Origin of the sequence: Pseudomonas sp. NPDC090203 (assembly GCF_044746765.1) — a bacterium.
In the GTDB taxonomy this organism is placed as follows: domain Bacteria; phylum Pseudomonadota; class Gammaproteobacteria; order Pseudomonadales; family Pseudomonadaceae; genus Aquipseudomonas; species Aquipseudomonas putida_AD.
The window spans coordinates 115,229-128,252 of record NZ_JBIVCV010000014.1; the positions used below are offsets into that span (position 1 = coordinate 115,229).

Consider the following 13,024-nt stretch of genomic DNA (forward strand, 5'->3'; position numbering starts at 1 on the left):
GATATTGCTGCGCCGCAGCACGCGGTGTTCAGTCAGTCGGACGCCCTAATGTCCGACAAAATAGGTAGAATCACGCCCTGACTTTTTCAGGGCGTTTTTTTATGCGTATTGGCCACGGCTACGATGTGCACCGTTTCGCTGAGGGCGATTTCATTACCTTGGGTGGGGTGCGTATTGCGCACAAGTTCGGGCTGCTCGCTCATTCCGATGGCGATGTCCTGCTGCATGCTTTGAGCGATGCCCTGCTGGGCGCCGCCGCCCTGGGTGATATCGGCAAGCATTTCCCGGACACCGATCCGCAATTCAAGGGCGCCGACAGCCGCGTGCTGCTGCGTCACGTCTTGAAGCAGGTGCAGGCCAAGGGCTGGAAAGTCGGCAACGTCGACGCCACCATCGTCGCCCAGGCGCCCAAGATGGCACCGCATATCGACACCATGCGCGCTTTGATCGCCGAAGACCTGCAGGTCGAACTCGACCAGGTCAACGTCAAGGCCACCACCACCGAGAAGCTGGGTTTTACCGGCCGTGAAGAAGGCATCGCGGTTCACGCCGTGGCGTTGTTGATCGCCCAATGACCGAATTCGAACTGCTGGGCCCGCGGGCCTATGGCGATGCGCTGGGCACTGCGGTACTCAAGGCCACCGCCGAAGATTTTCAAGTGGACGAAGTGCTGGACATTCCACTGTCCGGCGACGGCGAGCACCTGTGGCTGTGGGTTGAGAAACGCGGCCTGAACACCGAGGAAGCAGCCCGTCGGCTGGCCAAGGCCGCAGGCGTGCCGCTGCGCACCGTCGCCTACGCCGGCCTCAAAGATCGCCAGGCCCTGACGCGCCAGTGGTTCAGCATTCAGCTGCCCGGCAAGGCCGATCCGGACATGTCGGCGGCCGAGAACGACACCCTGAAGATCCTCGACAGCAAGCGCCACAAGCGCAAGCTGCAGCGCGGCGCCCATGCGGCCAACGGTTTCACCCTGCGCCTGACGCAGTTGCAGGCCGACAAGGCCGCGCTGGATCAACGCCTGGAAGCGATCAAGGCTGCCGGCATTCCCAATTATTTCGGTGCCCAGCGCTTCGGCTACGAGGGCGGCAACGTCGGCGAAGCCCGCCACTACGCTGAACGCCAGGCATTGCCTGAACAACGCAATGTACGTTCGCGGCTGCTCTCCACGGCGCGCAGCTACCTGTTCAATCAGGTGCTGGCGGCCCGGGTCGCCGATGGCAGTTGGCAGCGCGCGCAGGTCGGGGATCTGCTGGCATTCACCGACAGCCGCAGTTTCTTCCCGGCGGGCGAAGCCGAATGCAGCGATCCGCGCCTGGCCATCCTGGACCTGCACCCCACAGGTCCCCAGTGGGGCGAAGGCGATTCTCCGGCAGCCGGGGCCACCGTCGAGCTTGAAAACAGCGTCGCCCAGCGCGAGTCATCGCTGTGTAACTGGTTGATAAAAGCCGGAATGGAGCACGAACGTCGCATCCTGCGACTGCCCATCGGGCGGTTGACGTGGCATTATCCCGAGCCTGACATTCTGCAACTGGAATTCGTCCTGCCGGCCGGATGCTTCGCCACCGCCTTGGTGCGTGAACTCGTCGATCTGGCGCCCGCAGGACAGACGGACAGCTCATGCGTATTCTGATTTCAAATGATGACGGGGTCACGGCACCCGGACTGGCTGCGCTCTACGGTGCGCTGGCGGGCTATGCCGAGTGCGCGGTCATCGCTCCCGATCAAGACAAGAGCGGTGCCAGCAGTTCGCTGACCCTCGACAGGCCGCTGCACCCCATCGTTCTGGACAACGGCTTCATCAGCCTGAACGGCACGCCGACCGATTGCGTGCACCTGGGGATCCACGGCCTGCTGGAGCAGGAGCCCGACATGGTGGTCTCCGGCATCAACCTGGGCGCCAACCTGGGCGATGACGTGCTGTATTCCGGCACTGTCGCTGCAGCGCTGGAGGGGCGTTTTCTGCAGCGGCCCTCGTTTGCGTTTTCATTTTTGTCCCGCCAGGTCGATAACCTGGCAACCGCCGCGCATTACGCCCGGCTTCTGGTCGAAGCTCACGACAAGCTCGATCTTCCACCGCGTACCGTATTGAACGTGAATATTCCGAACCTGCCGCTGGACCATGTGCGCGGCATCCAGTTGACCCGCCTGGGGCATCGCACGCGCGCTGCCGCCCCCGTGCAGGTGGTCGATCCCCGTGGCAAGGCCGGTTACTGGATTGCCGCTGCCGGGGATGTCGAGGATGGCGGGCCAGGCACGGACTTTCATGCCGTGATGCAAGGTTATGTATCGATTACGCCGTTGCAGCTGGATCGGACCTATCAGGACGGTTTCAACAGCCTGAACACTTGGCTGGAGGGCATGGCCTGATGTCGCGTGAGCAAGATGATCTGTTACGCCGGGGTGTGGGATTCACCTCGCAGCGAACCCGCGAGCGCCTGATCCAGCGTCTGTACGAAGAAGGCATCGCCAACACCCAGGTGCTGGAGGTGATTCGCAAGACGCCCCGGCATCTGTTCGTCGACGAAGCCCTGGCCCACCGTGCCTATGAAGACACGGCGCTGCCGATCGGCAATAACCAGACCATTTCCCAGCCGTACATGGTGGCCCGCATGAGCGAGCTGCTGCTGGCGGCGGGGCCGCTGGACAAGGTGCTGGAGATCGGCACGGGGTCCGGCTACCAGACCGCCGTGCTGGCGCAACTGGTGGAGCGGGTGTTCTCGGTCGAGCGGATCAAGGTGCTGCAGGATCGCGCCAAGGAGCGCCTGCAGGAGCTGAACCTGCGCAACATGGTGTTTCGCTGGGGCGACGGCTGGGAAGGCTGGCCGGCGCTGGCGCCGTACAACGGCATCATCGTCACGGCGGTGGCCACCGATGTACCGCAAGCGCTGCTGGACCAGTTGGCACCCGGCGGACGCCTGGTGATTCCGGTCGGGGCGGGCGAGGTGCAGCAACTGATGCTGATCATCCGCGAAGAGCACGGATTCTCCCGCCATGTGCTGGGGGCCGTGCGTTTCGTGCCGCTGCTAAACGGGCCGCTGGCGTAAAGACTGTTTTGCAGCTGCAATGAATTCCGCAACGCGCCGCCTGTCTACAGGCTGGCTGTTTGCGAGGAGGGTCTGCCCGAACGCTGCTGGCCGTTGTGCACAAATGTCGTAACCAGTTTTTCCATGGCTGCCAGTCATCACCAAGACACAATAGGCAGCTTTAATTCAGTCACCGGTAAAGGGAGTGGCGGGTGAGTCTCACAGTCATTCGGCAGCGTATGTCTTCAACATGTTTTCAACGTCTGGTGACTGGCATTGCCCTGAGTTTCCTTCTGGCTGGCTGCTCCAGCTCGCCATCGGGCGGCGTGCGCGTCGTCGATCGCAACGACGGCAAGCCTTCTGCGCCCACCCGTCAGCCGGTCACCACGGGCCAGTACGTCGTCAAGCGTGGTGACACGCTGTTCTCCATCGCCTTCCGCTACGGCTGGGACTGGAAAGCCCTGGCAGCGCGCAACAACATTCCGGAGCCCTACACCATTCACGTCGGCCAGGCGATCCGCTTCGACGGCCGTTCGAGTTCAAACTCCACGGCCGTTGCAACTGCGCCTGTGGTGATTGCACCGAGTACATCGAACACCACAAATTCGCCATCGGGTTCAATCAAGACCACGGTCATTACACGCCCTGTAGGTGCAACTTCAGGTAGCACTTCCACTACCACGCCGCCAGCGGTGACCGCACCGGTCAATACACCCGTAGTTGCTGGCGCGCGTTCGCCGAGCGGCTGGGCCTGGCCAACTAGTGGTGTTTTGATCGCCAAATTTTCTTCAAACGGTAGTTTGAATAAAGGAATTGATATCGCGGGTGATTTGGGACAGCCTGTTTTAGCCGCGTCTGATGGTTCAGTGGTGTACGCCGGAAGTGGATTACGGGGCTACGGCGAGTTAGTAATCATCAAACACAGCGATACCTACGTCAGTGCTTACGGTCACAACCGTAGGCTGTTGGTTCGGGAGGGGCAACAGGTCAAGGCAGGGCAGACAATTGCCGAGATGGGGTCAACGGGGACTGATCGGGTGAAGCTCCATTTCGAGATTCGCCGTCAGGGCAAGCCAGTCGATCCACTTGAATTTTTGCCGCGTCGTTGATCGGTTACCAGCCTGTTCCTGCCGTAGAGGGGACAGGCTCACGTGATGCCAGGGAAAAAGGCGCCACTGGAGCTTGAGGTCGAACTCATCAAAGGACTATAACAATGGCTCTCAACAAAGAAGTGCCGGAGTTTGACATAGACGACGAGGTTCTCCTGATGGAGCACGGGATCGTCCTGGATTCTGCAACGGATGAGAAGCCAGCTACACCTTCTGTTCGTGCGAAGACCAAAAACTCCGCAGCACTCAAGCAGCACAAGTACATCGACTACACGCGGGCACTGGATGCCACGCAGCTGTACCTCAATGAAATCGGCTTTTCACCCTTGCTTTCCCCGGAGGAGGAGGTCCACTTTGCGCGTCTGTCGCAAAGCGGCGATCCGGCCGGGCGCAAGCGCATGATTGAAAGCAATCTGCGCCTGGTGGTCAAGATCGCCAGACGCTACGTCAATCGTGGCCTGTCATTGCTGGACCTGATCGAAGAGGGCAACCTTGGCCTGATTCGGGCGGTCGAAAAATTTGATCCGGAGCGCGGTTTCCGGTTCTCTACCTACGCGACCTGGTGGATCCGTCAGACCATCGAACGCGCGATCATGAATCAGACGCGGACCATCCGCCTGCCGATTCATGTGGTCAAGGAGCTCAACGTCTACCTGCGCGCTGCGCGGGAACTGACCCAGAAGCTCGATCACGAACCTTCACCCGAAGAGATCGCCAACCTGCTCGAGAAGCCGGTCGGTGAGGTCAAGCGCATGCTCGGCCTGAATGAGCGGGTATCCTCCGTTGACGTGTCCCTGGGGCCGGATTCGGACAAGACCCTGCTCGACACCTTGACCGACGACCGCCCTACAGACCCCTGCGAGCTGCTTCAGGACGACGATCTGTCCCAGAGCATCGACCAGTGGCTCTCGGAGCTGACCGACAAGCAGCGCGAGGTGGTGGTGCGCCGCTTCGGCTTGCGCGGCCACGAAAGCAGCACGTTGGAGGATGTGGGCCTGGAGATCGGCCTGACCCGTGAAAGGGTTCGCCAGATTCAGGTCGAGGGCCTCAAGCGCCTGCGTGAAATCCTCGAGAAGAACGGCTTGTCGAGTGAGTCATTGTTTCAGTGAAACAAGCAGTTCGCGCAAGTTGATGGCGAACTAGCATCAAATAAAAGCCCCGAACAGTCGGGGCTTTTTTTATGTGATGAAATGATGTGACAACGATGAACAATTGGTTAATCCGGACTACAGGAATGTTTATCCGGTGTGAAGTGAATCTGTAGGGATCTATTACTTTAGTTGTAAGCGATTTCTTACGTGACTTGTCAGATATTGCACTATTTCAAGTGCGCACACGCCTTTTAATTATGAGTGGAATTATACAGGTCGCTGATTTCCCTGCTGTTTATTTTTGTTGATTATGTGTTCATGAATACTTTTGAAAAATCAGGGTGGTTGCTCTGTATCGTTAAATCACTAATATCAGACCTGTGCCGACGGATTGGCACAGGCGGTCAAGGAAGACTGCTCAGGGACATCGCAGGATGCGATTCATCAGGATGATGACAAAGGATTAAATGGAATTACGGAAAAAATGTGGGCGGGTCAAACCGCCCCTTTTTTTCGCCTGCAGGAAAGTGCCCTCGCAAAAGGACGTCCAGGTTTTCTCTGGCCCCTGAACGCAAAAAAGACCCCGCAGGGTCTTTTCTGGTGTCGCACCGGGCTTAGCGCTCCAGATGCTCGATCTTGCCTGGCTTGCCATCCCACTCCGCAGCATCCGGCAGCGGATCCTTGCGCTCGGTGACGTTAGGCCAGACATCCGCCAGCTCGGCGTTCAGCTCGATGAAGTTTTCCATGCCGGCCGGGATCTCGTCTTCCGAGAAGATCGCTACGGCAGGGCATTCAGGCTCGCACAGAGCGCAGTCGATGCACTCATCCGGGTGAATCACCAGGAAGTTCGGGCCTTCGTAGAAGCAGTCCACCGGACAGACTTCTACGCAGTCGGTGTATTTGCACTTGATGCAGTTGTCGGTGACGACGAAGGTCATTTCTAATTCTCTCCTCAGGCGGCGGCAGCAGAGCCCCTCACGTCAGGGTTGCTCGGTCGGGAACGGTCCCGGGCCATTCTGAACATCGCCAGCGCAGCCCCATGCCGACAGGGCATGCAGGCGTGGCTTTGGTTCGGCGGTGTTCGAACGCGGCTCGGATGTCTTACGGCACGGCTGCTGGCCGTACCGTTCCCAAACCGCGCGGGATTCTAACAGCTTGTAACGAACACCGTTAGATCCGGTTTTGCAGTCCATATAACCATTCGATAGCTTGGCGCGGCGTCATGTCGTCGATTTTCAGCTTCGACAGCTCCTCGAGCACCGGGTGCGGCAGGCTGGCGAACATGTCCGCCTGCTGCGGCGCCGGCGCTTTTCCAGGCTTGGGCTTGGGCTGCTCGTGGGGCAGGCTGGTGGTTTCCAGACGCTGCAGATGCTCCTTGGCTCGGCTGATGACCTTGCCTGGAACCCCCGCCAACTGGGCCACGGCCAGGCCGTAGCTCTGGCTGGCCGGCCCAGGCAGCACGCGGTGCAGGAAGACGATCCGCTCGTTGTGCTCGGTGGCATTGAGGTGCACGTTGGCCACCAGCGGCTCGCTTTCCGGCAGCACGGTCAGCTCGAAATAGTGCGTTGCAAAGAGGGTGTAGGCGCGCAACTGGGCGAGACATTCTGCCGCAGCCCAGGCCAGCGACAGACCATCGAAGGTACTGGTGCCGCGGCCCACTTCGTCCATCAGCACCAGGCTTTTGTCGGTGGCGTTGTGCAGGATGTTCGCCGTTTCGCTCATTTCCACCATGAAGGTCGAGCGCCCGCCCGCCAGGTCATCGCTTGAGCCGATGCGGGTGAAAATGCGGTCCACCAGCGACAGCTCGCAGCTGGCCGCCGGTACGAAGCTGCCGATGTGGGCCAGCAGCACGATCAGCGCCGTCTGGCGCATGTAGGTGGATTTACCGCCCATGTTCGGGCCGGTAATCACCAGCATGCGGGTGTTGTCGTGCAGGTCCAGATCGTTGGCCACGAAAGGCGTCGACAACACCTGCTCGACCACCGGATGGCGGCCCTGCTCGATGCGCATGCACGGCTCGTCGGTGAAGCGTGGGCAATTGAGGTCCAGGTTCAGGGCACGCTCGGCCAGGTTGCTCAACACGTCCAGTTCAGCCAGCGCGGCGGCGGTGTCCTGCAGCGGCGCCAAGTGGCCGATCAGGTCTTCGAGCAATGCTTCGTAAAGCATTTTTTCCCGAGCCAGGGCGCGGCTCTTCGCGGAGAGGGCCTTGTCTTCGAACTCTTTTAGCTCAGGGGTGATGAAGCGCTCGGCACCCTTGAGTGTCTGGCGACGGATGTAGTCGGCCGGCGCCTGTTCGGCCTGCTTGCTCGGCAATTCGATGAAGTAGCCGTGAACCCGGTTGTAGCCGACCTTGAGGTTGGCAAGGCCGGTGCGGGCTTTCTCGCGGGCTTCCAGGTCGATCAGGAACTGGCCGGCGTTTTCACTCAGTGACAGGAGTTCGTCCAGCTCGGCGTCGTAACCGGTCTTCAGTACACCGCCGTCACGGATCACCGCCGGCGGGTTGTCGATGATCGCCCGTTGCAGCAGGTCCGCCAGTTCCGGGTAGGTGCTGGTGGTCACTGCCAGTTGCTGGATGTGCGGGGCTTCCAGTTCGGCCAGCGCCAGTTGCAGCTCGGGCAGCGCCGCCAGAGCGTCGCGCAGGCGGGCAAGGTCGCGCGGACGCGCATTGCGCAGGCCGATACGCGCCAGGATGCGCTCCAGGTCGCCGATTTCCTTGAGCTGCGGTTGCAGCTGTTCGAACCGGTAGCGCTCCAGGAAGCAGCCGATCGATTCCTGACGTGCCTGCAACACCTTGAGGTCGCGCAACGGGCGGTTCAGCCAGCGGGTCAGCAGGCGGGTGGCCATGGCGGTCTGGCAACGGTCCATCACCGACTGCAAGGTGTTGTCGCGCCCGCCTGCCAGGTTGGTATCCAGCTCCAGGTTGCGGCGGCTGGCGCCGTCGAGGATGACCGTATCGTCCATGCGCTCGTGGCGCAGGCTGCGCAAATGGGGCAGGGCGGTGCGCTGGGTTTCCTTGGCGTAGCTCAGCAGGCAGCCGGCGGCGCCGATTGCAAGCGTCAGGGTCTCGCACCCGAAGCCTTTGAGGTCCTGGGTGGAGAACTGTTGGCACAGGCTCTTGTGTGCCGAATCCCGCTCGAAATCCCATGGTGCGCGACGGCGCGAGCCGCGGCGTTTCTCGGCAGGCAGCCCTTGTGGCCAGTCGTCCGGGATCAACAGCTCGACCGGGTTGATGCGCTCAAGCTCGGCCAGCAGGTTTTCCCAGCCCTTGATTTCCTGAACGGTGAAATTGCCACTGGTGATGTCCAGCACGGCCAGGCCGAACAGGCGCTCGTCACCCAGCACGGCGGCGATCAGGTTGTCGCGGCGCTCGTCCATCAGCGCTTCGTCGCTCACGGTACCTGGGGTGATGATGCGCACCACCTGACGTTCGACCGGGCCCTTGCTGGTCGCCGGGTCGCCAATCTGCTCGCAGATCACCACGGATTCGCCCAGCTTGACCAGCTTGGCCAGGTAGCCTTCGGCGGCGTGGTAGGGAATGCCGCACATCGGGATGCTTTGCCCGGCCGACTGCCCGCGGGCGGTCAGGGTGATGTCCAGCAGCTTGGCGGCTTTCTTGGCGTCTTCGTAGAAAATCTCGTAGAAGTCACCCATGCGATAGAACATCAACTGGTCTGGATGCTGGTTCTTCAGCTTCCAGTATTGCTGCATCATGGGTGTGTGCGACGAGAGATCGGAAATTGCTTTATTCATCAGTTATTTAGGCAAATTCGTTGGAAGATTGGGGCAAATGGAGCGCGTGGCGTGGAACTCCACCTACGTGGGTCGACGCCAGATCCGATTGCTTTTGCGATGGGGCCAAGGGTATCACGCACGCTCGTGGCTCGCAGGTCCGGGTTATTCGTCACGGCGCGTTTCCGGGGCCACATTTTGCCGCTGCAGCTGTCTAGGATGTGGGGGCTGCGGTCCGATTCCGGACCGGCATGAAAAAGGACTTTCATATGAAAAAACGCAAACGCGCACGGGACGCCACCAACGGACGCTTCATCACCCTGGAAGAGGCCCGGCAGCGACCGCGGGAAACCGTCACCGAGACCATCAAGCCACCCAAGAAATGCCCCGTTCCGCTGGAGCCCGCATAGACCATCTGACAGGCGCGGTTGCCGGGCAGTCGCGTCCTGTCTTGCACTGCCGGCACGCTCGTGTAGCGTGTGGCGCTTGCCCGGAACATTCGGAGAATCGCTGTGGATGACATCACTCAACTGGCTGCCACCCTTGGGCAGCAGCTGTTAAAGGTACATGCGCAAGTGAGTACCGCTGAATCCTGCACCGGCGGGGGCATCGCCGAGGCCATCACCCGCATTGCCGGCAGCTCGGCGTGGTTCCAGGCTGGCTACGTCACTTATTCCAACCAGCAGAAAACCCGGCAGTTGGGCGTTGCGCCTGATCTGTTCGAGCAGGTCGGGGCGGTCAGCCAGGAAGTGGTCCAGGCCATGGCCCGGGGCGCACAGGACAACAGCAGCGCCCGGTTCTCGGTCGCGGTCAGCGGTGTGGCCGGTCCCGATGGTGGGTCAGTGGAAAAACCGGTGGGTACGGTGTGGATCTGCTGGGGGGCTGGGGAGCAGCTGATTGCCCGACGCTTTCAGTTCGCCGGTGACCGCGATCAGGTGCGCCGACAAACGGTGAAGGCCGCTCTAGAGGGGCTGATCCAGCTCACTCAGGCAGAAATACCAAATCAGGGGTAGGCGCGGGCTCAACCCTGTGGAATAATACTGTTCACTTATACAGTTATATCGGCCATCAGGCCTAACCGATTACGAGAGGACTTCAATGGACGACAACAAGAAGAAAGCCTTGGCTGCGGCCTTGGGTCAGATCGAGCGTCAGTTCGGCAAAGGCGCAGTCATGCGCATGGGCGATCATGACCGTCAGGCTATTCCTGCTATCTCCACCGGTTCGCTGGGTCTCGATATCGCACTGGGTATCGGCGGTCTGCCAAAAGGCCGGATCGTTGAAATCTACGGCCCGGAGTCTTCCGGTAAAACCACCATGACCCTGTCGGTCATTGCCGAAGCGCAGAAGATGGGCGCCACCTGTGCGTTCGTCGACGCCGAACACGCGCTTGATCCGGAGTACGCCGGCAAGCTGGGCGTCAACGTCGACGACCTGCTGGTCTCGCAGCCGGACACCGGTGAGCAGGCCCTGGAAATCACCGACATGCTGGTGCGCTCCAACGCCATCGACGTCATCGTAGTCGACTCCGTTGCCGCGCTGGTGCCAAAAGCTGAAATCGAAGGTGAAATGGGCGACATGCACGTCGGCCTGCAAGCCCGTCTGATGTCTCAGGCGCTGCGTAAAATCACCGGTAACATCAAGAACGCCAACTGCCTGGTCATCTTCATCAACCAGATCCGCATGAAGATCGGCGTGATGTTCGGCAGCCCTGAAACCACCACCGGTGGTAACGCGCTGAAGTTCTACGCCTCGGTTCGTCTGGACATCCGCCGCACCGGCGCCGTCAAGGATGGCGACGAAGTGGTCGGCAGCGAAACCCGCGTCAAGGTCGTCAAGAACAAGGTAGCTCCTCCTTTCCGTCAGGCTGAATTCCAGATCCTGTACGGCAAGGGCATCTACCGTAACGGCGAAATCATCGATCTGGGTGTGCTGCACGGTCTGCTGGAAAAATCCGGCGCCTGGTACAGCTACCAGGGCAACAAGATCGGCCAGGGTAAAGCCAACTCGGCCAAGTTCCTGCAGGACAACCCGGAAATCGGTGCGACCCTGGAGAAGCAAATCCGCGAAAAACTGCTGACTGCTGCGCCTGACGTCAAAGCCCAATCGTCTCGCGTTGCCGAAGACGACATCGCTGAAGTCGAAGACGCTGACATCTGATTGCTGTCATGTCGGTAGAGCTTGATACGCCCGTCGCTGTACGGCGTACTGCAATGGACCTGCTCGCACGTCGCGAGCACGGTCGGGTCGAGCTGACGCGCAAGTTGCGTCAGCGAGGCGCCCCTCCTGAATTGATCGAAACGGAGCTCGATCGTCTGACGGAAGAGGGTCTGCTTTCCGAATCCCGTTATCTCGAAAGTTTTGTTTCCTACCGTGCCCGGTCCGGCTACGGCCCTTTGCGTATTCGCGAAGAGCTGGGGCAGCGTGGCTTGCAGCGTGCCGATATTGAACTGGCGCTTCGCGAGTGCGGCATTGACTGGCGAGAGAAGCTGGAAGAGTGCTGGCAGCGCAAGTTCGGTGGGCAATTGCCCCAGGATGCCCGCGAGCGTGGGCAGCAGATGCGCTTTCTCAGTTATCGGGGTTATCCGCCGGAACTCATCAGCCGTCTGCTTAGTGGGAAGGGCTACGACGACTGATATCGCGTGGGCGTGTTCGAGATCGCTCCCGCGGGCAAGCCCGGCTGCTACGGGATTTGCGGTGTCCGCGCGGGATTTGTGTTGTCTGTTCGTAGCAGCACGGCTTGCCGGCGGGGGCGTCCGCAAGATCGCTGACGCCGCTTAGCCGGACTGCTACCGGATCGGTTTCACGTCGCCTGCAGGGGTTCGCGACCGGTGGCTTTGATACCTTGCACCGGCTTCGCCCAGTTTTCGCTCTGGTTGATGAAATTCACCAACTCACGCAGACGTCCATGGTTGCGCCCGGTGAACTTGAACGCCAGGCGGGTGAGGTGGCTGAACTGCGCTTCGTCGTGTTCTTCCTGATAGCTGTGCTGATGAAAATCATCGCTCAGGCGCAGGTCGGCGAAGCTCTCCTGAATCTGCGACAGCGCCTGTTCGCTCAGGGCATGGTGCATGCGAATCACGAAGGTGTTCTTCAGCCAGCGGCTTGAGTGGAAGTTGCTGTAGAACTGGTTGATCTCGGCCACGGCCTCGTCGGCGCTGTACACCAGTTTCAGCAGGTTCATGTCGCTGGGCAGGATGTAGCGGTTGGCTTCCAGTTCGTTCCTGATAAAGCTCAGGGCTCCCTCCCAGAATGTGCCGCCCGGTGCATCCAGCAGCACCACGGGCACCAGCGGACTCTTGCCGGTCTGGATCAGTGTCAGCACTTCCAGCGCTTCATCCAGGGTGCCGAAACCGCCCGGGCAGAGCACCAGGGCATCGGCCTCCTTGACGAAAAACAGCTTGCGGGTGAAGAAGAAGTGGAAGGGCAAGAGGTTGCCCGTCCCGTCGACGGTGGCGTTGGCGTGTTGTTCGAAAGGCAGGGTGATGTTGAAGCCCAGGCTGTAGTCGAGCCCGGCGCCTTCGTGAGCGGCGGCCATGATCCCGCCGCCTGCGCCGGTGATCACCATGAGGTCGGAGGCGGCAAGTTTGGCACCCAGCTCACGAGCCAGGGCGTACACCGGGTGCTCAAGCGGCGTGCGGGCCGAGCCGAACACCGTGACCTTGCGCCGGCCCCGGAACTGTTCCAGCACACGGAAAGCATTGTCCAGTTCGCGCAGGGCCTGAAGGACGATTTTGGCGTTCCAGCGGTTGCTGTCGTCCTGGGCCATGCGCAGGACGGTCAGCATCATGTCTCGGTACAGCGCAAGATTGGGGCTGTTGGGGGCCACCAGGTTGAGTTGTTCTTCGACCTTGGCGGTCAGGTCCATTCCGTTGCTCTGGAAATGGCGGGACAACAGATCATTGGGTACATAAGGCATTCAGACTTTCTCCTTCTGCAGAATCATTGATCCGGTGCGTTGCCACAGGATCACGACGCTTCATGCGTCGCTGCTCACAGCCGATCGGGGGCCAGGGTCAATTGCTCGATGGCGACAGGCTGACGCCACGTTGATTCTGCCTATGTCCTTGGG

The 13,024-nt window shown here is 60.6% G+C and carries 13 protein-coding genes; 10 read left to right on the top strand and 3 right to left on the bottom strand.

The window, feature by feature from the left end; genetic code table 11:
- Positions 1-101: 101 nt before the first annotated feature.
- The 6 genes from ispF (at position 102) to rpoS (ending at position 5,241) form a co-directional block, all read left to right on the top strand.
- The gene (gene ispF, locus ACIPO9_RS22580; protein WP_274133866.1) at positions 102-575 is read left to right on the top strand and encodes a 2-C-methyl-D-erythritol 2,4-cyclodiphosphate synthase; all 474 of its coding nucleotides are present in this window, start codon (positions 102-104) and stop codon (positions 573-575) included.
- Positions 572-1,630, top strand: a complete 1,059-nt coding sequence (truD, locus tag ACIPO9_RS22585) for a tRNA pseudouridine(13) synthase TruD (RefSeq protein ID WP_400783610.1) — start codon at positions 572-574, stop codon at positions 1,628-1,630. The genes ispF and truD overlap by 4 nt, the downstream gene beginning before the upstream one ends.
- Positions 1,618-2,367, top strand: coding sequence for a 5'/3'-nucleotidase SurE (surE, locus tag ACIPO9_RS22590; protein WP_274133864.1), 750 nt, complete (start codon positions 1,618-1,620; stop codon positions 2,365-2,367). The genes truD and surE overlap by 13 nt, the downstream gene beginning before the upstream one ends.
- A complete protein-coding gene (locus tag ACIPO9_RS22595) occupies positions 2,367-3,044 on the top strand; it encodes a protein-L-isoaspartate(D-aspartate) O-methyltransferase (RefSeq protein ID WP_274133863.1) in 678 nt (225 codons plus the stop codon). Before surE ends, ACIPO9_RS22595 begins: the two co-directional genes overlap by 1 nt.
- A 191-nt stretch (positions 3,045-3,235) precedes the next feature.
- The gene (locus ACIPO9_RS22600; RefSeq protein WP_400610226.1) at positions 3,236-4,132 is read left to right on the top strand and encodes a peptidoglycan DD-metalloendopeptidase family protein; all 897 of its coding nucleotides are present in this window, start codon (positions 3,236-3,238) and stop codon (positions 4,130-4,132) included.
- 104 nt (positions 4,133-4,236) lie between these two features.
- A complete protein-coding gene (rpoS, locus tag ACIPO9_RS22605; RefSeq protein ID WP_081565880.1) occupies positions 4,237-5,241 on the top strand; it encodes an RNA polymerase sigma factor RpoS in 1,005 nt (334 codons plus the stop codon).
- A 596-nt stretch (positions 5,242-5,837) separates the two neighbouring features.
- Here rpoS and fdxA read toward each other — a convergent pair.
- Both fdxA and mutS read right to left on the bottom strand, forming a co-directional pair.
- Complete coding sequence (gene fdxA, locus ACIPO9_RS22610; protein ID WP_274133861.1) at positions 5,838-6,161, bottom strand: ferredoxin FdxA; 324 nt, start codon at positions 6,159-6,161, stop codon at positions 5,838-5,840.
- Between the two features lie 232 nt (positions 6,162-6,393).
- On the bottom strand, positions 6,394-8,961 hold the full coding sequence (mutS, locus tag ACIPO9_RS22615) for a DNA mismatch repair protein MutS (protein ID WP_400783693.1): 2,568 nt from the start codon (positions 8,959-8,961) through the stop codon (positions 6,394-6,396).
- 260 nt (positions 8,962-9,221) lie between these two features.
- On the opposite strand from mutS, the gene ACIPO9_RS22620 reads away from it, so the two are divergent.
- The 4 genes from ACIPO9_RS22620 to recX all read left to right on the top strand — a co-directional run bounded on the left by ACIPO9_RS22620 (position 9,222) and on the right by recX (position 11,588).
- The gene (locus tag ACIPO9_RS22620) at positions 9,222-9,362 is read left to right on the top strand and encodes a hypothetical protein (RefSeq protein ID WP_274134458.1); all 141 of its coding nucleotides are present in this window, start codon (positions 9,222-9,224) and stop codon (positions 9,360-9,362) included.
- A gap of 102 nt (positions 9,363-9,464) precedes the next feature.
- Positions 9,465-9,965: a CinA family protein gene (locus ACIPO9_RS22625; protein WP_400783613.1), complete on the top strand. Its 501-nt coding sequence runs from the start codon at positions 9,465-9,467 to the stop codon at positions 9,963-9,965.
- 85 nt (positions 9,966-10,050) lie between these two features.
- Entirely contained in the window at positions 10,051-11,112 is a 1,062-nt protein-coding gene (gene recA, locus ACIPO9_RS22630; RefSeq protein ID WP_274134455.1) for a recombinase RecA, read from the top strand.
- An 8-nt stretch (positions 11,113-11,120) separates the two neighbouring features.
- Positions 11,121-11,588: a recombination regulator RecX gene (gene recX / locus ACIPO9_RS22635; protein ID WP_274134454.1), complete on the top strand. Its 468-nt coding sequence runs from the start codon at positions 11,121-11,123 to the stop codon at positions 11,586-11,588.
- A gap of 167 nt (positions 11,589-11,755) precedes the next feature.
- Here the strand turns inward: recX and ACIPO9_RS22640 are convergent, their stop codons facing one another.
- Entirely contained in the window at positions 11,756-12,871 is a 1,116-nt protein-coding gene (locus tag ACIPO9_RS22640) for an LOG family protein (protein ID WP_400783616.1), read from the bottom strand.
- Positions 12,872-13,024 lie beyond the last annotated feature (153 nt).

Bases quoted from the DNA above. Each gene is read 5' to 3' on its own strand.
- ispF (WP_274133866.1), top strand. From the start codon at position 102: ATGCGTATTGGCCACGGCTACGATGTGCACCGTTTCGCTGAGGGCGAT.
- ACIPO9_RS22595 (WP_274133863.1), top strand. From the start codon at position 2,367: ATGTCGCGTGAGCAAGATGATCTGTTACGCCGGGGTGTGGGATTCACC.
- ACIPO9_RS22640 (WP_400783616.1), bottom strand. From the start codon at position 12,871: ATGCCTTATGTACCCAATGATCTGTTGTCCCGCCATTTCCAGAGCAAC.
- recA (WP_274134455.1), top strand. From the start codon at position 10,051: ATGGACGACAACAAGAAGAAAGCCTTGGCTGCGGCCTTGGGTCAGATC.
- fdxA (WP_274133861.1), bottom strand. From the start codon at position 6,161: ATGACCTTCGTCGTCACCGACAACTGCATCAAGTGCAAATACACCGAC.
- recX (WP_274134454.1), top strand. From the start codon at position 11,121: ATGTCGGTAGAGCTTGATACGCCCGTCGCTGTACGGCGTACTGCAATG.
- surE (WP_274133864.1), top strand. From the start codon at position 1,618: ATGCGTATTCTGATTTCAAATGATGACGGGGTCACGGCACCCGGACTG.
- ACIPO9_RS22620 (WP_274134458.1), top strand. From the start codon at position 9,222: ATGAAAAAACGCAAACGCGCACGGGACGCCACCAACGGACGCTTCATC.
- truD (WP_400783610.1), top strand. From the start codon at position 572: ATGACCGAATTCGAACTGCTGGGCCCGCGGGCCTATGGCGATGCGCTG.
- rpoS (WP_081565880.1), top strand. From the start codon at position 4,237: ATGGCTCTCAACAAAGAAGTGCCGGAGTTTGACATAGACGACGAGGTT.